Source organism: Actinomadura meridiana (genome assembly GCF_039537545.1).
Classification (GTDB): domain Bacteria; phylum Actinomycetota; class Actinomycetes; order Streptosporangiales; family Streptosporangiaceae; genus Spirillospora; species Spirillospora meridiana.
In genome coordinates this window covers 33,459-52,443 of the sequence record NZ_BAABAS010000033.1, presented here as the reverse complement: position 1 = coordinate 52,443, position 18,985 = coordinate 33,459, and the positions used below count along the sequence as shown (strand labels likewise).

Annotated in this window: 21 protein-coding genes and 1 pseudogene; 15 read left to right on the top strand and 7 right to left on the bottom strand. The window is 69.2% G+C overall.

The features are described 5' to 3' along the window. Positions 1–286: 286 nt before the first annotated feature. The 3 genes from ABD808_RS37470 to ABD808_RS37460 form a co-directional block, all read right to left on the bottom strand. Entirely contained in the window at positions 287–478 is a 192-nt protein-coding gene (locus ABD808_RS37470) for a hypothetical protein (RefSeq protein ID WP_344907985.1), read from the bottom strand. 259 nt (positions 479–737) lie between these two features. Continuing rightward, on the bottom strand, positions 738–4,793 hold the full coding sequence (locus ABD808_RS37465) for an AAA family ATPase (protein WP_344907982.1): 4,056 nt from the start codon (positions 4,791–4,793) through the stop codon (positions 738–740). Between the two features lie 123 nt (positions 4,794–4,916). Beyond that, complete coding sequence (locus ABD808_RS37460) at positions 4,917–5,438, bottom strand: gamma carbonic anhydrase family protein (RefSeq protein WP_344907979.1); 522 nt, start codon at positions 5,436–5,438, stop codon at positions 4,917–4,919. 264 nt (positions 5,439–5,702) lie between these two features. Here ABD808_RS37460 and ABD808_RS37455 point away from each other — a divergent pair, with 264 nt between their 5' ends. The 8 genes from ABD808_RS37455 (at position 5,703) to ABD808_RS37420 (ending at position 12,158) form a co-directional block, all read left to right on the top strand. Next, positions 5,703–6,689, top strand: a complete 987-nt coding sequence (locus ABD808_RS37455) for a DivIVA domain-containing protein (protein WP_344907976.1) — start codon at positions 5,703–5,705, stop codon at positions 6,687–6,689. A gap of 65 nt (positions 6,690–6,754) precedes the next feature. Continuing rightward, positions 6,755–7,285 (top strand): peptide deformylase, encoded by a 531-nt coding sequence (def, locus tag ABD808_RS37450; protein WP_344907973.1) that lies wholly within the window; start codon positions 6,755–6,757, stop codon positions 7,283–7,285. Positions 7,286–7,368: 83 nt separating this feature from the next. Continuing rightward, positions 7,369–8,097 carry a response regulator transcription factor gene (locus ABD808_RS37445; protein ID WP_344908068.1) on the top strand — a complete coding sequence of 243 codons (729 nt, stop codon included), beginning with the start codon at positions 7,369–7,371 and terminating at the stop codon, positions 8,095–8,097. A gap of 180 nt (positions 8,098–8,277) precedes the next feature. After that, complete coding sequence (locus ABD808_RS37440) at positions 8,278–9,672, top strand: sensor histidine kinase (RefSeq protein ID WP_344907970.1); 1,395 nt, start codon at positions 8,278–8,280, stop codon at positions 9,670–9,672. A gap of 258 nt (positions 9,673–9,930) precedes the next feature. Then, positions 9,931–10,803 (top strand): S1C family serine protease, encoded by an 873-nt coding sequence (locus ABD808_RS37435; protein WP_344907967.1) that lies wholly within the window; start codon positions 9,931–9,933, stop codon positions 10,801–10,803. 189 nt (positions 10,804–10,992) lie between these two features. Continuing rightward, on the top strand, positions 10,993–11,418 hold the full coding sequence (gene arfB / locus ABD808_RS37430; protein ID WP_344907965.1) for an alternative ribosome rescue aminoacyl-tRNA hydrolase ArfB: 426 nt from the start codon (positions 10,993–10,995) through the stop codon (positions 11,416–11,418). A 72-nt stretch (positions 11,419–11,490) separates the two neighbouring features. Next, positions 11,491–11,859 carry a type II toxin-antitoxin system RelE/ParE family toxin gene (locus ABD808_RS37425; protein ID WP_344907962.1) on the top strand — a complete coding sequence of 123 codons (369 nt, stop codon included), beginning with the start codon at positions 11,491–11,493 and terminating at the stop codon, positions 11,857–11,859. Beyond that, a complete protein-coding gene (locus ABD808_RS37420; RefSeq protein ID WP_344907960.1) occupies positions 11,859–12,158 on the top strand; it encodes a helix-turn-helix domain-containing protein in 300 nt (99 codons plus the stop codon). Before ABD808_RS37425 ends, ABD808_RS37420 begins: the two co-directional genes overlap by 1 nt. 58 nt (positions 12,159–12,216) lie before the next feature. On the opposite strand, the gene ABD808_RS37415 is transcribed toward ABD808_RS37420, so the two are convergent. After that, complete coding sequence (locus ABD808_RS37415) at positions 12,217–12,618, bottom strand: ATP-binding protein (RefSeq protein ID WP_344907958.1); 402 nt, start codon at positions 12,616–12,618, stop codon at positions 12,217–12,219. Positions 12,619–12,771: 153 nt separating this feature from the next. Here ABD808_RS37415 and ABD808_RS37410 point away from each other — a divergent pair, with 153 nt between their 5' ends. From ABD808_RS37410 to ABD808_RS37400, 3 genes are all read left to right on the top strand, one after another. Continuing rightward, a complete protein-coding gene (locus ABD808_RS37410) occupies positions 12,772–13,602 on the top strand; it encodes a DUF5753 domain-containing protein (protein WP_344907955.1) in 831 nt (276 codons plus the stop codon). An 8-nt stretch (positions 13,603–13,610) separates the two neighbouring features. Continuing rightward, a complete protein-coding gene (locus ABD808_RS37405; RefSeq protein ID WP_344908065.1) occupies positions 13,611–13,793 on the top strand; it encodes a DUF397 domain-containing protein in 183 nt (60 codons plus the stop codon). A 208-nt stretch (positions 13,794–14,001) separates the two neighbouring features. Continuing rightward, entirely contained in the window at positions 14,002–14,268 is a 267-nt protein-coding gene (locus tag ABD808_RS37400; protein WP_344907953.1) for a hypothetical protein, read from the top strand. Between the two features lie 108 nt (positions 14,269–14,376). Here ABD808_RS37400 and ABD808_RS37395 read toward each other — a convergent pair whose 3' ends face one another. Continuing rightward, positions 14,377–14,934 (bottom strand): TetR/AcrR family transcriptional regulator, encoded by a 558-nt coding sequence (locus ABD808_RS37395; protein WP_344907950.1) that lies wholly within the window; start codon positions 14,932–14,934, stop codon positions 14,377–14,379. A 94-nt stretch (positions 14,935–15,028) separates the two neighbouring features. Here ABD808_RS37395 and ABD808_RS37390 point away from each other — a divergent pair, with 94 nt between their 5' ends. Beyond that, on the top strand, positions 15,029–15,769 hold the full coding sequence (locus tag ABD808_RS37390; RefSeq protein ID WP_344907947.1) for an SDR family oxidoreductase: 741 nt from the start codon (positions 15,029–15,031) through the stop codon (positions 15,767–15,769). A 146-nt stretch (positions 15,770–15,915) separates the two neighbouring features. Here ABD808_RS37390 and ABD808_RS37385 read toward each other — a convergent pair whose 3' ends face one another. Then, positions 15,916–16,545 carry a TetR/AcrR family transcriptional regulator gene (locus ABD808_RS37385; protein ID WP_344907944.1) on the bottom strand — a complete coding sequence of 210 codons (630 nt, stop codon included), beginning with the start codon at positions 16,543–16,545 and terminating at the stop codon, positions 15,916–15,918. 106 nt (positions 16,546–16,651) lie between these two features. On the opposite strand from ABD808_RS37385, the pseudogene ABD808_RS37380 reads away from it, so the two are divergent. Then, positions 16,652–17,188, top strand: a pseudogene (locus tag ABD808_RS37380) (FAD-binding oxidoreductase); the annotation flags it as partial. Positions 17,189–17,293: 105 nt separating this feature from the next. Next, positions 17,294–18,019: a BBE domain-containing protein gene (locus ABD808_RS37375; protein ID WP_344908064.1), complete on the top strand. Its 726-nt coding sequence runs from the start codon at positions 17,294–17,296 to the stop codon at positions 18,017–18,019. Here ABD808_RS37375 and ABD808_RS37370 read toward each other — a convergent pair whose 3' ends face one another. Further along, on the bottom strand, positions 18,020–18,511 hold the full coding sequence (locus tag ABD808_RS37370; RefSeq protein WP_344907941.1) for a winged helix-turn-helix transcriptional regulator: 492 nt from the start codon (positions 18,509–18,511) through the stop codon (positions 18,020–18,022). Between the two features lie 95 nt (positions 18,512–18,606). On the opposite strand from ABD808_RS37370, the gene ABD808_RS37365 reads away from it, so the two are divergent. Then, positions 18,607–18,975 (top strand): nuclear transport factor 2 family protein, encoded by a 369-nt coding sequence (locus ABD808_RS37365; protein WP_344907938.1) that lies wholly within the window; start codon positions 18,607–18,609, stop codon positions 18,973–18,975. The last annotated feature ends 10 nt before the right edge of the window (positions 18,976–18,985 follow it).

Below are 18,985 nucleotides of genomic sequence, written 5' to 3'. Positions count from 1 at the left end.
CTCCATCCTCTCACTTCCAAGATTGCCCAGGATCATCAGGGACATACCCGTCGCGAGGCCCCTATCTGCAAGGATCGGCGGCCGTTTCGGGGCTCCCCGCCGAACCCCCCGGAGTCCAGTAGAGGTCACAGGTGAGATTCGTTACAGAGCGCGATGGGCCATGCCCGCAGAGCCGTTCCCGAAACGACGAACCGGAGGCGCCTCGATCGGCGTCCTCCGGTTCCGTACGTGTGGCTGCCGCCGCTCCCACCTGGGAGGACGACCTCCCGGGGCCCCGCGGCCACTCTCAGTCCTGCGGTGTCAGTTCGCGACGACCGGTTTCGTCGGACCGTACTCCGAGCACCATGTCGATTTCCGCCACGGTCAGCGGCCGCTTCGCCGCCGCCACCGCACTGAGCATCTCGGCATAGAGTTCGATCTCGTCCAGCGCAACGCGGTCGTGGACGCGCAAATCAAGGTATTGACGCACCGCGTCCACCTCCGTTCGTTCCCCACACCCAAGTCCGAGGCTACGCGCCCCTTCCGGACAGGCACATGACCCAAGAGGGCCATTCGATGGCCACCCTCGACCCTGTCAATCCGGGGTACGTCCCACCGGTTCCGGCGGGTCGCGCGCCCCCGGACCGTAGCCTCGGCGACTCCTCGAACCCTTCCCAGAAGGTCCCGGTTTAATACCTATGTCCCGTTCGTCCCAGGGCCGGCGGGGCCGGGCGGGGCGGGGCCCTGGGTGGGACGGGTCAGCTCCCCGGGCGGAAGTCGCCGAGCATCTGCTCCAGCGCCGTCTCGGGCAGGTCACCGGCCGTCAGCCGGGCCACGGTCGCCGCGTTGACGTCGGCGCCCGCGAGCCGGGCCGCCTGCCGCGCCACCGTCTGCTCGAACAGCGCCCGGACGGTCCTGGCGTAGGCGAACTCGGGGTCGTCCCGCAGCCGCTCGAACCGGTGCAGCAACTCGACCCGAAGCTCTTCGTCCAGCATGTACAGGTCGCGCTCGGCGTAGCTCTGGAAGAGCCCCACCATGTCGCGGTCGCCCATCCCGGTGAACTCGACGATGCGGCCGAACTCGGCCCGGAACTCCGGGTCGCCCGCGAGGAAGCCCTCCATCTCGGCCGCCGCACCGGAGCAGACCACCATGAACCGGGCGCCGCCCGCGTTCATGCGGCGCAGCAACTCCACCACGACGGGACGGGCCCGGTCGAGCCGGTGCGCCTCCTGGATGAGCAGCACCCCGCCGAGCGCCTGCTCCACCATGCCCGCGACCCGGTTCTCGGTGTCGGCCCGGTCGCGTCCCGCCAGATGGACGGGACGGCACGCGACCACATGCCCGGACTCCAGCAGCCCGAGCGCCGCGTAGATCCCGCCGATGAGGCCCGCGACGGTCGTCTTCCCAGTCCCCGGCGGCCCCACGAAGACCAGGTGCCGCGCGTCGTCGCCGGACACCCCGTACCGCGCCCGGTCGGCCGCGAGACCCGCCTCCTCGGCCAGTTCGCGGACGGTGGCCTTCACGTCCTCCAGGCCCGTGAGCTGGTCGAGCTGGCGCAGGTAGCCGTCGATGTCGCCGGGCGGACGCAGCGCGGGCTCGATACCCTCCGCGACGCCCGCGAGGTCGTCCGGGGTCAGCACGAGCCGGTCGTGGGACGCGCCCGCGCGCTCCATGTTCCGCTGCGCCGCCTGGTCCAGATACGCCTCGACCAGGCGCGCGTTGACGAGGTCGCCCGGCCCGCGCAGCCGGTTCAGGTCCTCCCTGGCGGCCTCCATCGCGGACGAGCCGATCGTCACGCGCCGCTCCTCGGCCAGCAGGTGCAGCAGCGTCATGCGGTTGTCGATATCGCTGAAGTCGGGCAGCCGGTGCACGCGGAACGCCTGGACGAGTTTGGGATGCTCGCTCAGCAGCCGCTTGTACGCCTGCGGCTCGCAGGTCGCTATGACGGGCGTCGTGTTCACCGGGTCGCGGCGCGCCCGGCGCACGGCGCCGACGACGGCGGCCGGGTCGGGAGAGCAGCGGATCGCGACGTCCAGGCGCTCGAACAAGACCACAAGGTCGTTCCGGGGGGCGTGGGGGGCCGCTCCCCCACCGGGTGCAGGGCCCGACTGGGCGAAGATCCGCGCGATGCGTTCAGCGGGCGCCTCACGGACGTCCTCGGCGTCGTGCGCGCGGATCGACCCGTCACCGAGGCCCGCGTTCGCCAGTGTCAGCGCGATCATCCGGGACAGCCTGCGCTGCCCCGAGTGCGGGCCGCCGACCAGCAGCACGCCCGGCACTCCCGGCTTGATCGAGCTGGGCGCGCCGTCCACCCGGGTCTCCTCGGCGCCCTCCCCGGCGGGGGCGTTCCACTCCTGGGCCTGCTCCCTGACCTGCGCGAGCAGGTCGCTCGGGTCGTGGTCGCCGTACACGAAACCGAACCCGAACCGCTCCAGGACGCGGCGTTCGCTGCGGTCCTTCGGCGGCGGGATCTCGTGGACGGGCTGTTCCGGCGACGGTGTGTCGTCCAGGAAGTCGAAGTCGCCGACCATCGTCTTGGACATGACCTTCGTCCCCGGCGCGGCACCCTGCGCGGGCGTCGGCGCGGGGCCGTCCTCCAGGTCGGCGGGCCCCATCACCCGCGTACCGGGCGGGCTCGCCGGGCCTTGCGGGCTGGGCGCCGCGTCCTCCACACGGGTGGAGGACGAGTCGAACGACGAATCGACCGACGTCTGCGGCGGCTGTTGCGGCGACTGCTGAGGGACGTTGGGCGGCGGCGCCTGCTGCTGCCGCGCGGGCTCCGGCGGCCGGGGCGGCGGAGGCGCCTGGACGGGCTGGACGGGCTGCGCGGGCTGCGCGGGCTGCGGAGGGACGGCGCCCGCTGGTTGATAGCCGAGCTGCGTGTACGGCGGCGCGAAGTGCTCGTTCTGCTCGTCGCTCTCAGGAGGCGAGAACCCGCCGAGCTGCTGCTCGGGCACGGCGGGCTGAGGAGGCGGCGGCGAGGCATTCTGCATCGGAACCGGTGCCGGATTCGGCGGCGGCGCCGGGCTCTGCATCGGCACCGGGTTCGGCACCGGCCCAGGACTCTGCACGGGCGCCGGATTCTGCATCGGCGCGGGATTTTGCATCGGCGCCGGGTTCTGCATGGCGGCGGGTGGGGCCGCGCCGGGGCGTTGGAATCCCAGTTCTGTGTAGGGCGGTGCGACGTTGCCCTCGTCCCGGTCCTCCTCGGTGGGGGCGGGCTGGGCGCTCAGCATCGGGTCGGGTGGCGCGAACCCGGGCTGGGCGGGCGGCTGGACGAACGGACGGTCCGGCTCCGACGGCGGCCCCTGCGGATGCGGAGGCGTCCCGGGAGCGATCCCCGGCTGGCTCTGCATGCCGAACGGGGACGGCTGCGGCGGCGCCGGGTTGGGCGGCGGCGTGGCGGTCGGGGCGGCGGCCGTCGCGCGGGCCCGGTTGCGGCCGATGATCCCCGCGATGATCGAGGTCGGGACGGGGAACCCGCGCGGCCGCGCGGGCATGCCGCCGAGACGGCACCAGGCCAGATCGACCTCGTACATCGCGGCCAGCAGGTTCTCCGCGCCCGGGCCCGACCCGGCCGCCGACCGCAGCGGCTCGGGGAGGCGCATGTCCTGCGGCCACAGACGGCGCAGCGGGTGTCCCGGCTGCTCCGCCACCGCCCGCACCGTGTAACGGATCTCCGGGTCCAACCACGGGACGATCGTGTCGGCCATGTCCTTGCGGACGACGTCCAGATCGGCGGCGAGCAGCGCGGCGGCCACGAGCCGGGGCTCGATGTAGGCGGGCTCCGCCGGGTCGCCGGACAGGTCGGCGATCAGCTCGCTGAGCGTGTAGAAGGCGTGCCGGAAGTCGTCCCCCGGCGAGCTCTCGTTCCGCAGCGCGGGGACGAGGTTCGGCGGGCAGCGCGTCAGCCACTGCTGGACGATCGCCTGGTCGCCGTACGGCAGCGCCCCGTAGTCGACGGTCGGGTTGGCGAGCGTGGTCCCGAGGATGGCGAGCAGCGCGTCCGCCCGGGCCTGGAACCGGACGTCGTCGCGGAGCGCGCTGGCGACGGCCCACATCGTCCGCAGCACGACGACCGCCGCGTCCACCCGGCTGGCCCGCAACCGTTCGGCGTACAGCCCGACGAGCGTCTCCAACGGCGGTGGGGTGAGCCAGCGCGGGCCGTCCACGCGCGGGAGCGGTTTGGCGCGGTACGGCTTCCACAGGTCGAGCATCTGCGCGTCCAGCCGCGAGTCGAACGCGGGCGCGGACGAGCACCACAGCATCACGCCCCACGCGACGACCACGGTGGACGGCGTCCCAGACGAGAACTCCGGCCACCAATGCGGATGGTCGGGCGCCGACAGCGCGGCGGCGGACTCGACGGTCGATCGAACACGCGAGGTCAACTCTGTCGCGAACCCATGCCCGACGAACGGCAGCCCGGCGGGCGGGTCATACGAGAAGTCGGGCCCGGCGGGAATCACATGCGGCGGCAGGTTGGGGACCTGTCCCTGCACCTGTTGCGCGGGACGCGCGGCCATCCGGATCCCGGGCGTACGCGGCGGCGGACACAGATACCACTGGCCGTCCGACGGATGCAGCCGGTACCAGCGGGCCCACGCCCCGAACAGCCACCGGGTGCCGTCGGGAAGGGCGAGCAGGCGGCCGCCGATCGCATGATGGCGTTGCTGCGGAGGTGCCGTAGGCCACCACACGGTGGCCACCATCGCCCTCGTGTCCCGCTCCGCCTCAGCGAACGGGTCCTGCCCCATCGGGGGGCTGGGCGGCGGAGCACTGCCATAGCCCGGTCCCCACACCACGGTGGTCATCGTAGTCAGCGGATCACGGACGGGGTCCCGCCCACCGGCCGTTTTACGGCGTTCCCGCAGGTCAGACGGTCATCAAATCAGGTCTTGACGGCACCCCGCCGCCAGGACGTCGCGGCCGGGACGTCAGTCCCAGGCGGCGGCCCGGTGCCGCCGCGCCTTCTCCGCGTACACCTCGGGCGTGTGCGTCAGGACGAGCCGGTCGTCATCGGTCAGCTCCCGGACGACCCGTCCCGGCGTCCCTGCGACGAGCACCCCGGAGGGGATCGTCTTGCCGGGCGGCACCAGCGCGCCCGCGGCGATGAGCGTCCCGGCCCCGATGCGCGCGCCGTTCAGGACGATCGCGCCGATGCCGATGAGCGAGCCCGTCTCGACATGGGCGCCGTGCACCATCGCCTTGTGGCCGAGGCTGACCCGGTCCTCCAGGACGGCGGGCGTCCCCGGGTCGGCGTGCAGGCAGCTGAGGTCCTGGATGTTGCACTCCTCGCCGACGACGATCTCCTCGTCGTCGCCGCGCAGCACCGAGCCGTACCAGACGCTGGACGCGCGGCCCAGCACGACCCGTCCGACGACGACCGCGCCGGGCGCGATCCACGCCTCCGGGTGGACGTCCGGCCGGTCCTCACCCAACGATCCGAGGTAGGTCATGCGGCCGATGCTAGGACCCGCCGCGTCCCCGCCACGCGACGGGGTCCGCGGCGCGCCGCCCGACGCGCCGCCCCGACGCTCCGTCCCCAGGAAGACGTGAATTTTCCGGGATTGGATAGTTTGTCGCTTCTATCAGGTGAAGAAACCACAGCGAGAAGCGCGTTCGGGTTGCGCGAATGGGGTGGACCGGACAAGAGTCATCCTGACGTTTCCACATGTGGACCCGCGCACCGGCGGGCGAGGAGAGCTACCGACCCTGACGGGGTGATCACCCCCGCCAACGACCCCCAAGGCATCATGAGCAACGAAGCCGAAATCCTGCCGAACCTCCTCCAAGAAGACACGTACGAGTTCGAGATCGTCATGCGCGGCTACAACCGCCGCCAGGTCGACGACTACATCGCCCGCTTCGTCCATAAGAACCGCGAGCTCGAGGCGCGGCTCGCCCGCGCCCACGACGACTCCGAGCGGCTCCGCCGCGAGATGGCCGAGCTACGGGAGGCGCGCAAGCCCACCGGCGACGATCTGAGCGACCGGCTCCGCCAGATCATCAACCTGGCCGAGGACGAGGCCCAGGACAAGGTGGCCCAGGCCGAGGCCAAGGGCGCGGAGATCCGCGAGGACGCCGAGCACGAGTCCAACCGGATCATCGACGACGCCCGCTCGCACGCCGACAAGAACCTCGCCCAGGCGCAGGAGAAGGCGGACAACGTGCTCGACTCCGCCGAGCGGGAGTCCGCGAGCGTCCTGTCGGCCGCCAAGCAGGAGGCCGAGCAGACGGTGACGAGCGCGCGGCTTGAGGCCGAGCGCACCCTCACCGCGTCCGAGCGCCGTGCCAGCGTGATCAACGAGGGCGCGACCCACCGGCTGACCTCGCTCACCAAGAACCACACGCAGGCCCTGCAACGCCTCACCGAGATCAGCGAGACCCTGCACCGGCTGCTCACGGCGGAGAACGAGGCGGGCCCGCTGGAGAAGATGGTCGAGGACGCCGTCCGGCAGAGCGCCCCCCGCAAGCAGGGGCCGCCCGCTCCGGCCGCGTCCAAGCCGCCCGCGGCCAAGCCCGCGTCCGGCGGTGGGGGCGCCCCGTCCATGCTCAAGCCCGAGCCGGTCGCGGACGCCCCGGCACCCGTCCAGCAGGCCGAGCCCGCGCTGCGGATCGACGACGACCTGGACGAGCCGAGCGCCCCGGCGCCGCCTCCGCCCGGCCCGGCCATCCCGCCCCAGCAGCGGGGTCCCATCGAGTTGTAGCTCGTCGCGACGTGTCCGCCCAGGGTCGGCCCCAGGGCGGACATAGTCGTTTATAAGATCCTGGGGTGAGCAAGAGGACCCATACCCAGAACGGAACCGCCCGTCCGATCAGACTTCTCGGGGATCCGGTCCTGCGGACCGAGTGCGACCCGGTCCGGACGTTCGACGCTTCGCTGGAACGCCTCGTCGACGACATGTTCGTCACCATGTACGAGGAGGACGGCGCGGGCGTGGCCGCGAACCAGGTGGGCGTGAGTCTGCGCGCGTTCGTGTACGACTGCAAGGACGACAAGGGCCGCAGGCACGTCGGCCACGTCATCAACCCCACGCTCGTGGTCGCCGACGGGGAGATGCTGGTCGAACCGGAGGGCTGCCTTTCCGTCCCCGGCCTGCATTTCGACACGCCCCGGCATGCGCACGCCGTCGTGGAAGGCGTGGACGTGAAGGGCAAACCGCTCCGCGTCGAGGGCACCGGCTACTTCGCCCGCTGCCTCCAGCACGAGTGCGGCCACCTGGGCGGAGGCGTCTACATCGACGTCCTGTCCGGCGACGCGCGCCGCGAGGCGATGCGCGCCATCCGCGCCCTCGACCGCTAGGCGGGCGATTCCCGGCGAACGTTCAGGGGACGTTCAGGTTGAAGTGGGAACCTCTGCCCTGAGCGTGGAGGGGGACTGTGGCATTGGTTGAACGTACGGCGAACGGTGGCAGGGCGACGGAGGCGACCCTGCTGGTCGTCGAGGACGAGCCCAACATCCTGGAGCTTCTCGCCGGAAGCCTGCGCTTCACCGGGTTCGAGGTGGTCACCGCCACCAACGGGGCGGACGCGGTGCAGTCGGCGCGGCGGTACCGTCCCGACCTCATCGTGCTGGACGTGATGCTGCCCGACATCGACGGTTTCGACGTCGCGCGGCGGCTGCGGTCCGGCGGCGACCACACGCCGGTGCTGTTCCTGACCGCGCGGGACGCCGTCCAGGACCGGATCAAGGGCCTGACGATCGGCGGGGACGACTACGTCACCAAGCCGTTCAGCCTGGAGGAGGTCATCGCCCGCATCCGGGCCGTCCTGCGGCGGTTCCGAGGCGGCCTGACCGAGCCGCCGCCGCGCATGGTGTTCGCCGACGTCGAGCTGGACGAGGACAGCCACGAGGTGTGGCGCGGCGGCCGCGCCATCCAGCTGTCGCCCACCGAGTTCAAGCTGCTGCGCTACTTCATGGCCAACGCGGGACGAGTCGTGTCGAAGGCGCAGATTCTCGACCACGTGTGGAACTACGACTTCCGGGGCGACGCGGGCATCGTCGAGTCCTACGTGTCGGCGCTGCGCCGCAAGGTCGACAACGCCGAGCCGCGGCTGATCCACACACTGCGCGGCGTCGGGTACGTCCTGCGCGAGCCGTCGAGATCGGGCTGATTGATGGCCACGCGGTTCCGGGCGTCGGCGACCGTACGCGCGACGACCCCGGAACAGCCGGACAGTCCTCACCCCGGACCGTTCTCTGGTGGGGGGGCGACCCCCCACTCCCCCCGGAAAGGACCGTTCCGGTGGCCGCGCCGCGAACTGTCCCGCCTGTGGGGCCGCACGTCACTGCGCGTGAAGCTGATCGCCGGGATGATGGTCCTGGTCACGCTCGGGATGACGGTGATGAGCGCGGCGGGGGCGTCCGTCCTGCGGCAGTACCTGGTCGGACGCGCCGACGACCAGCTGCGCGGCTCGGTCGGACGGGCCGTCGACCAGGTCGTGGAGGGGCTGCGGCGCGGACAGCAGGAGATCAACGTCCGGATCCCGAGCGAGATGTACGCGCAGGTCCGCGCCACCAGCGGCGGAATCGTCTGGCAGAACTCGGCGTGGAGCGAGTCGGGCCATCCGCGGCTGCCCACCGACATGGACGATCGCATCGACCGTCCGTTCACGGTGTCCGGGACGGGCGGTTCGCAGTGGCGGATCCTGGCCGCGCCGGTCGCGGGCGGCGTGCTCATCCTCGCGTTCAGCCTGGAGGAGATCGACCGGACCGTCCGGCGCCTGGTCGCGATCGACGCGATCGTGGGACTGCTGGTGCTGAGCGTCTTGCTCGGGCTCGGCGTGTGGGTCGTCCGCGCCAGCCTCCGCCCCCTCTCAGCAGTGGAGGAAACAGCGGGCGCGATCGCCGCGGGCGACCTGTCCCGCCGCGTCCCCCCGGCGGACCCGCGCACCGAGATGGGACGCCTCGGCCGCTCGCTGAACACGATGCTCGCGCAGATCGAAGCCGCGTTCGGCGCCCGCGCCGAATCAGAAGCGGCGGCACTCCGCTCCGAGGAACGAATGCGACGGTTCATCGCCGACGCCAGCCACGAACTGCGCACCCCCCTGACCGCGATCCGCGGCTTCGCCGAGTTCTACCGGCAGGGCGCGGCCCGCAGCCCCGCCGAACTGGACCGCCTGATCGGCCGCATCGAGGACGCCGCGTCCCGGATGGGCCTCCTGGTGGAAGACCTCCTGCTCCTGGCCCGCCTGGACCGCCAACGTCCCATCGAGCGCCGCCCGGTCGACCTCCTGGCCGTCGCCGCCGACTCTGTCCAGGAGGCCAGAGTTCTCGCACCCGAGCGCAAGATCGAACTCTCGGTTGAGGGAGGTCTGGCGTACCAGGTCCGAGGGGACGAGGCACGTCTACGCCAGGTCCTCGGCAACCTCCTCACGAACGCGCTCACGCACACCCCTGAGGGCACACCGGTCAACGTGCGCCTATCCCCCGGCACGCTTCGCGACGCGCCCGCCGTCCGGATAGAGGTCGCCGACGCGGGCCCCGGTCTGTCCCCCGAGCAGGCGGAACGCGTCTTCGAACGCTTCTACCGCGCCGACGAGGCCCGCTCCCGCGCAGGCGGCGGCACGGGCCTCGGCCTCGCCATCGTCGCCGCCCTCGTCGCCGCGCACGAGGGCTTGGTGGAGGCCGACTCCGCCCCCAACGAGGGCGCCACGTTCAGGGTCGTCCTGCCCTTGGACGACGACTGAAGCACACGTTCAGGAAGCGTTCAGCTAGGTGCGCTTAGCTGTTGGTACAGGGCGCGCCCCGTTCTCGACGGGGAACGGAAGTCCGCGCCCTGGCCAGCGACAAGCCGCCGCCCTGCACCGCGGCCGGAGGGACGCCACGCCGCACGTCCCGCCGGTCGCGGTTTTTCGTTGCCATCCACCTTCAGGACACTTTCAGGTTGGCTCCAGCCACCATGCAGCCCCGTTGCGCAGTCTCCAAGTGAGCAAAAGGGGGACCGCATGAACGCCGACAACCCGCACCAGTGGCCACCGTGGGAACAACCTCGCCACAGCCTGCTCGGCACGACCCGACGGAAGCTCGCCGCAGTAGGGGCCGCCACCGCACTGGCCCTCGGAGCAGGTGGCGCGGGAGCCGCCATCGCGACAACTCTGACCGACAAGGGCATCGTCTACTCAAGCCCAACCACCGTGACGGGAACGTCCGCGAAGAACACCACCGCTCAGGTGGCGGCCGCCGTCCAACCCAGCGTCGTATCAATCCAGGCGCAAACCTCATCCGGCGTAAGCGGCGGCTCCGGCGTGATCCTCCGCTCAGACGGAACAATCCTCACAAACGCGCACGTGGTATCGGGCGCCCGCCAGGTGACCGTAAAACTAGCTGACGGCCGAACAGCACCCGCAGAGATCCTCGGCGCCGACACCACCGCCGACATAGCCGTGGTCAAGGCCCAGAACCTCTCCGACCTGAAGCCCGCAACCCTCGGCAACAGCAAAGCCCTAGCCGTAGGCGACACGGTCCTGGCAGTAGGCAGCCCCCTGGGCCTGGACGGCTCAGTCACATCCGGCATAGTCAGCGCCCTGAACCGCCAGGTAAACGAGGGCAACGAACAGCCGCAACTCCCACCGGGTTTGCAGGGCCAACTCTCCCAACAGCAACAAACAGTCATCAAGAACGCGATCCAGACCGACGCCGCCATCAACCCCGGCAACTCCGGTGGCGCCCTGGTGAACGCCGCGGGCCAGGTGATCGGCGTCAACACCGCCATCGCCACGTCCGGCGGCAGCAACGGCAACATCGGAGTCGGTTTCGCGATCCCGACCGACTCCGCCAAGAAGACCGCCGACGCGATCATCGCGGGCGCCTCGGCCTGACCCGGGACCGGCCGGGCTCTGGGGGGAGCGGGCGGCCGGCGAACCGGGCCAGAGGGGTCCCTCCCAGCCGGGCCGGGCGGGGAGGGACCCGACGAAAAGGAGAGCGGCCGCGTGACCCACACACGGGGCCACGCGGCCGCCCCCCGATACTCGGAAGACAAGATCACACGCCCCTGCGACAATGGGAACATGCCCGCCCCCATCCATGTCCGCGGCTCGCTCTCCATCCCGGAGTCCGAGCTGAGCTGGCGTTTCTCCCGCTCCTCGGGCCCGGGCGGCCAACACGTCAACACCAGCGCCACCGCCGCCGAACTCTCCTTCGACGTGGCGAACTCCCCGTCCCTCCCCGAGCCCTTCAGAACACGCGCCCTAGAACGCCTCGCAACCCGCCTGGTCCGGGGCGTCCTAACCATCCGCGCCGAGGAATACCGCTCCCAACAACGCAACCGCGACGCCGCCCGCACCCGCCTCGCAACCCTCCTAGCCGAGGCCACAGCCCCACCCCCCAAGAAGCGCATCCCAAAAAAGATCCCCCGAGGCATCAACGAACGCCGCCTGGAAAACAAAAAGCGCCGCAGCGCCACAAAACGCCAACGCACCACCCGCTGGGACTAACCCCAAAAGATCTTGGGCACTGGACGCCTGGCGATTCGAGGGTTACCATCGACGGTATATACCATCAGTCGCATGTTCGAGATCGAGATGGAACCTCAGGTCGTCGCATGGTTGGACACGTTGACCTTCGCCCAGTATCACCGTGTCTTGCGCAACGTAGACGACTATCTGGTCGACCGCGGTGACGTGCTCGACGGGAACCACACCAGGTCGTTACAGGACGGCGTTCGGGAACTTCGACTCTTCCTCGAGACCACGACATGGCGGATCACGTACTGGCTTCCCACCGGACGGGGACGTCTCATAGTGCTGCTGACAGCGTTCCAGAAGGTCCGCAACGGCTCACAACCGCGAGACATCGCAAGGGCGGTCGACATGCGCAAGCTCTGCGAATCGTCCCACCTTGGACCCGCAGGGCACGTCTACGATAGGAAACAGTGATGGCGGGACACAGCAACTGGAGGGCATACCGGGAGAAGCGGCTGCGCGAGGACGCGGCGCCTCATCCTGAGTACGAGCAGGCCGGTCTTGACCTGCGGCTCGGCGACATGATCCGCGAACGCCGCATCGAACTTGGACTCACTCAGGCGCTGGTGGCCGAACGGGCCGGGATCAGTCAGCCCGCGCTGTCGCGCATTGAGGGCGGGGCAGGAATACCCACACTGGCGATGCTGGACCGCATCGCCAAGGCCATGCACACCACGTTCACCATCACCGTGGGAACCGACGCCGCCGCCTGAACTCGGGTCAGCCGCTGTGTCCAGCTGAAGCCGCATCCTCACCACAGGACGGTCCCGATCACTGGCAACTGTCCAGCGAGAGTGCCGCGCAGACCCATTTGCCGCATGGCGGCGTGGGAACGGTCCAGCACCGCCGGGCCAGGGCCTCCACGATCGCGAGCCCCCGCCCACCGTTGTCGTCGAAGCTCTCCTCGCTGAGGTCGAGCGTCTCCAACGAGATCTCGACCTTCCGCACCACGGGCTGCCCCTCGCACCCGTCCCACACCCCGAGCACGACATCTCCCGGTCCCAGCCCGACGTACACCTTGATCATGTCCACGACCCCGGACACCGCCACCGCGTTCGCCACGAGCTCCCCGACGACGAGAACCGCGTCCGAGATCAGCAATGGCATCCCCCACTGACGCAGGACCCCAGAAACAAGATCCCGAGCCAACCCCGACACAACCGGGGATGCCATAAATTGCCGGGACACGCCCGATTTCTTCCGCACCACTCCCATGAGCTGGCCTCCAAGAACCGTTGTGAACTGAGCCACAGATTCCTCGCCATTGGCCAGCTTGTCGCGCGTACGGTCATGGCATGGGAAAGCCTGGGACAGGGGAGCAAAGGGATGGCCACAAAACGATCACCGGACGAACTACCCCAGCCGAAGAACAACATGTGGGACTTCATCGCCTACTACCTGCGGTTCCAACGCACCCAGCGCGGCCTCTCGGGTGAGGCCGTAGGACGGATCATCAGGGGCAGCAAATCGGAGGTGTCCCGCATCGAAATCGGAGCGGAACGGCTGGACGGGACACAGGCCGCCCTGCTCGACAAAGCCTGGAATGCGGGTCGGCTTTTCTCCCTGCTTGTCTGGTACGCCTCAATCGGCCACGACCCGCAGTGGTTCGCGCAGTACCTTGCCCTGGAACAACGAGCCGACATCATCAGAATCTTCGCGTCACAACTGATCCACGGTCTCTTCCAGACCGAGGACTACGCTCGCGCGGTGATCAACGAAGGCAACCCTCCCAACCCGGAGGAGGCTGTTCAAAAAAGACTGGCCAGACAAGCGGTCTTCAATCGGCAACCCCCGCCGTACACGGCTGCTCTGCTCTCACAGGCGTGCTTGGAGTGGCCTGTCGGGTCACCCGAGATCATGCGAGCGCAACTACAGCACCTCCTTGACCTGTCCGAACTGCCGGACGCAGTCATCAGAGTGGTGCCACGTTCCTGGAACGTCGGAGCTCACCTAGGGCTTGACGGGAGTTTCCAACTGATGGGCGGCCCGAACTTCGGAGAGGTGGCATTCTCAGAATCACCAGGAGGCGGACGACTGGTGTCATCCCCAGCAGACGTGATGAACTATGCCGTAAGGTACGAGCGCATCAGCGCGAAGGCCCTGCCGGAGGCCCCATCGCGCGACCTCATCAAGTCTCTTATGGAGGACATCAAGTGAGCAGCCCCATGTGGCGGAAGTCAAGCCACAGCGGCACCGGGGATCAGAGCGTGTGCGTCGAAGTCGCCGACCTGCCCACCGGCATCGGCATCCGCGACAGCAAGAACCCCCACATCGGCCACCTGACGATCACCCCCGATGCCTTCGTCACCCTCCTCACTCGCGCGAAACGCGACGAACTCAACCTCTGACGAGCCCCCCAACAGAGCCCCGGCCCAGCCTGCCGGGGCTTCGCCATATCCACACTCGTCCCGGAACACCCGGCCAGCAGCACCCACGAGCGAGCCGCACCCATGAGTGATCAGAGTTGCACAGAGAGTGTCAGAGTATGGGAGGATGAGGGCTCCCCCCTCCCGGTGATCCCGCCGGGGAAAACACAGGAGAGGTAGCATGATTGTCATGGCGTCGAAGCCCCTCGAACAGGTCACACTCGCCGACCTGGTGACCAAGGACGACCTCAAGAACCTGGTCACCAAGGACGACCTCCACCGAGAGATCGGCTCGGTCAGGCAGGAGCTGAGGCAGGAGATCGGCTCGGTCAGGCAGGAGCTGGGGTCGGCCGTCAATCTGATCATGGGTGAGTTCGGCAAGTTGGCGGCGCGCCAGGAGGAGACGAGCGCAGTCCTGGCCCGCCTGGTCGCCAAGTCCGAAGGCATGGAGGACTAGCGGCTCAGACTCACGATGCCCCCGGGACCCTGCCCCGGGGGCGTCGTCGTATACCAGAGGGCTTTCGCGCGATGTCCAGCTGGCCAGGTCGGGGCCAGTCGGAAGGGCTCAGGTGTTCTCCTCGCGGCGTAGGCCGTTGAGGATGACGTCGAGGAGGGGGCGGGCTCGGGTGGTCCACTCTTCTTGTTCGAGGCGGGTCAGGTAGCCGACGAGGAGGATGACATCGCGGGCGTCGACGTCTGGGCGGATGGTTCCGTCGACTTTGCCCGCGTTCAGGAGGACGGTCAGTGCGTCGCCGATCGGGCCGAGGCTGTGGGCGGACAGGTCCTTCCACACCGCCGTCTCGACAGCGGCGAGCACTCCGCGTTTGACCTCCGCGTACTCGACGAGGCGGTCGAACCACCTGGCCAGGGCGGTGAGCGGGTCGTGTTCGGCGAGCAGTTTTGGGGCGGCCGCCACCAGTTCGTCCACATCTTCGCGGTAGACCTCGGCGAGCAGCGCTTCGCGGGTCGGGAAGTGGCGGTAGAGGGTGCCCTGACCGACGCCCGCTCGCTTGGCGATCGCGTTGAGCTTGACCTCGTCCGCCTGCGCGAGGGCCTCGCGGGCGGCGTGGATGATCCGCGCGCGGTTGTCCGCCGCGTCGGCGCGGCGGCGGGTGGAGTCCATCGTTCCTCTGCTGGGCGAGTAGCCAACTGGACACGTGTCCGCTAATCTGCGTCAAGCGGACACGTGTCCAGTTTATGGGAGAGGGGGCCTTCTCATGGCGGGTATCAGCGGCAAGGTCGTCGCCGTCACGGGAGCCAGCAGCGGCATTGGAGAGGCCACCGCGCGGCTGCTCGCCGAGGGAGGCGCGGACGTCGTTCTCGGTGCGCGCCGGACGGGGCGCCTCGACGAGATCGTCCAGGAGATCGGTGCTGGCGGTGGACGGGCCGTCGCCTGCGCGACGGACGTCGCCCGGCGCGAGGACCTCGAACGGCTCGTCGGACGAGCCGTGGCGGAGTTCGGCCGTCTCGACGTGCTGGTGAGCAACGCGGGCACCAGCAGGATCGGGCCGGTGGCCGATCTCGACGTGGCCGGATGGTCCGCGATGATCGACGTCAACCTGCGTGGGGTTCTGCACGGCATCGGCGCCGCGCTACCGGTCTTTCGCCGCCAGGGCCAGGGGCACCTGGTGACCACGGTGTCGACGGCCGGATTGAAGATCGTCCCTTCGCAGGCCGTCTACGCCGCCACCAAGAACGCCGTCCGCACCCTTCTGGAAGGGCTGCGGCAGGAATCCACCGATGGTGTGCTGCGGACGACGGCGGTGTCACCGGGTTACGTCCGCACCGAACTCGCCGACTCGATCGACAACCTCGAAATTCGCGAGCGGATCCGCCGCGACATGGACGAACTCGCGATCGAGCCGAAGGCCGTCGCCCGCGCCATAGCGTTCGCCATCGAACAGCCCCAGGACGTCGAAATAGGCGACATCACCATCCGACCCACCCGCCAAGGCTGACAACCAGCGAGACGGCCACCCGGAGTTAGGCCACCCTGATGGAATGCGGGCCCACGCTGATGGTCATGTCGACGTGTCCGCCTAGCGCGGCGGCGTAACCGCGAAGGGTCTCCAACTCCATCGCCGCGACGGTGGCGGGGTTTGGGTCAGCCGGGGTGGAGTTCGCGTGGTTTGTGGAGGTTTAGAGCTTGGGCGGTTTGGGTGGTCAGCCAGGTCGTGGCTTGTTCGTAGGTCCAATTGGTTTCGGTTACCAAGGTGGCGAAGCCGGTGTAGCCGAAGTGGAACCAGAGGATGTCTTGGGCGGTTTTCAGGTCTACGCCTAGGGCGTTGAGGTTGTTCAGGTGGTCGGCTACGGAGTTCAGGGAGGCGCGGTAGCGGGTTGTGGCTGTTTGGAGGGACTCGGCTACGGCCTTGTCGTGGGGGGCGACGCTTCGGGCGGTTTGCATGATGTCGCCGTAGGCGATGCGCATGTCGCGGACGGCCTCGGCGGTGAGGCGGAGGGCCTCGTGGGGGTCGCGGGACGCGGTGATGAGGGCGCCGCGTTCGGCGACGATCGGGGCGGTGCTCCAGCGGTCGACGAGGGTGGCGATGAGGCCGTGTTTGCCGCCGGTCACGGCGTAGACGGTGGCGGGGGCCACCCTGGCCCGTTCGGCGATCTGGTTGACGGTCGTCGCGAAGTAGCCGCGTTCGGTGAACAGTTCCCGGGCGGCGGTGATGATCGCCTCGCGGGTCTGCTCGGCGTACTCGGCGCGGCGGCCGGTTGATGTCGATGACACGGTGGACCTCTTCTAGATTGCCCGGACCGGGTATTTACTCATCAGAGTTGCACTCTGATGAGCGTGTTAATAGTTTCCCATCGGGCACTTACTTCGCTACAGGGGGATGGCAATCATGACGACACAGAGCGTGGCTGTAGGGCAGGCCGTTGCTGAGCTGCGTCGGCGGATTTCTGCTGAGCGGGTGGTTACCGAGGGTGCTGAGTATGAGGCTGCGGCTGCGGTGTGGAACGGGGCCGTCGAGCATCGGCCCGCGGTTGTGGTGCGGTGTGGGAGTGCGGGGGACGTCCAGGCGGGGGTGCGGGTGGCGCGTGAGTACGGGCTGCCGTTGTCGGTTCGGGGTGGTGGGCACGACTGGGTTGGGCGTGCGGTTCGGGACGGTGGGTTGACGCTGGATCTGAGCGGTATGCGGGACGTTCGGATTGATGCTGAGCGGAGTCGTGCTCACGTGGGGGGTGGGGCTACGGCTAATGATGTGCTTGCGGCGGCGGAGCCGTTCGGGCTCGTCGCGGCTACCGGAACTGTGGGTGCTGTTGGGATTGTTGGGCTGACCATTGGTGGTGGGTATGGGCCGCTTGGTGGGCGGGTGGGGCTGGCTGCTGACAACCTGCTTGGTGCTGAGGTTGTGCTGGCTGATGGTTCGCTGGTGCAGGTTGACGCTGAGCATGAGGCTGATCTGTTCTGGGCGTTGCGGGGTGGTGGGGGCAACTTCGGTGTCGTGACTTCTGTTCGGCTTCGGTTGCATGCGATGCCGTCTGTGGTGACGGGTGTGGTGATGTATCCGTGGGCCCAGGCGGAGCAGGTGCTCGATGGGCTTCGGGAGATCCTTCTCAGTGGTCCGGACGAGTTGACCGTGCAGACCGCCGTGGCAGCGGGTCCGGACGGCGGGCCGACCGTGATGCTGTTGCCCACCTGGTGCGGTGATCCGGAGGCCGATGGGCCGGTTCGGGCGCTTGGGCGGCTGGGTGATCCACTGGCCGTGCAGTTGGACACGATGCCGCTGGCGGCCGCTGTCAGTGGGCGCGACGCCTTGTTCCCGAACGGGCGGCATGTCTCCATAAGGACCCGTCCGGTGGCCGGGCTGACGCCGGTGATCTCCGCGGCGCTCATGGAGGCCGGGGCCGCGTTGCCGTCGCCGATGTCGGCGCTCTCGATCCATCAGTTCCGAAACGCCGCCACCCGTGTGCCGGTCGCCGACACCGCCTTCGGGACGCGGGAGCCGCATCTGACGGTGGAGGTCATCGCCGTCTGGCCCGCCGGAACGGACGGGACCCCGCACCGGGCCTGGGCCGACTCGACCTCGGCGAAGATCGCGCCGCATTCGCTGCCGGGCGGTTACGCCAACATGCTCGCCCCGGACGACACCGAGCAGATCGCGCACGCCTTCGGCGGCAACGCGGCTCGGCTGCTGGAGATCAAGGCGAGAGTCGACCCGGACGGCGTGTTCACCGCCATCCCCCTGCCCAAGGGCTAGTCAGCGCGCGAGGGCGTCGGCGTAGGCGGCGGCCAGGCGGTCGGTGGCGGTGGGGCCGTCGGACGGTGGCCGGGGAACGTCCAGATGGCGTTCGCGGAGTTCGGCCATCAGCTCGTCCCAGAGTTCCGGGCCGCCCGCCTCCATCAGTTCGGCGCCCGCGCGCGCCTCGGGGCTGGTCGGACGGTTCCGCGCCCCCCACCCGCCGAGTTGCACGATCAGGGGGACGAGCTGGATCGCGGGCTCGGTCAGCGTGTACGTCGCGCGGCGTCCGCGTCCCGGATCGTCGCGGGTGAGCAGGCCCGCCTCGACCAGGGCGCGCAGCCGGTCGGCCAGGATGTTGGACGCGATGCGCTCCGCCGACAGCGACTGCAACTGGCGGAAGTGGCGGCGGTCGCCGAAGAGGATGTCCCGTAGGACGAGCAGGGTCCAGCGGTCCCCGAGCACCTCGACCGCTGCGTTGATGGGACATGCGGAACGCGGTCCGTCGGCCATGGCACCTCCAGTTCGACCTGCTTGCACTTTATAACCACTTCTGGCACGATCTGAGCGCTTGCATAGTGCAATCACTTGATCGAGGGGGCCCAGCCATGTCGCGCAACGGCGAGACCGTCACCAGGTACCTGGACGGCTTCCGCAAGAACGATCACGAGCAGATCCTGTCCTGTCTGACCGACGACATCCAGTGGACGGTCTTCGGCGCCTTCCGGCTGACCGGCAAGGAGGCCTACGACAAGGCCATCGACGGCGCGCCCGAGTTCATCGACCCGCCCGAGCTGGAGGTGGTGCGCTTGGTCGAGCAGGGCGACGTCGTCATGGCGGAGATGACCGGCGTCGCGAGGCGGGCCGCGGGCGGCGAGATGCGCATGTCCATGGCCGAGGTCTTCGTCCTGCGGGACGGAAAGATCGCCGAGCGGCGCGCCTGGGTGATCCCGCTCAACGAGAACGACTTCCGTTGAAAATGCCGCA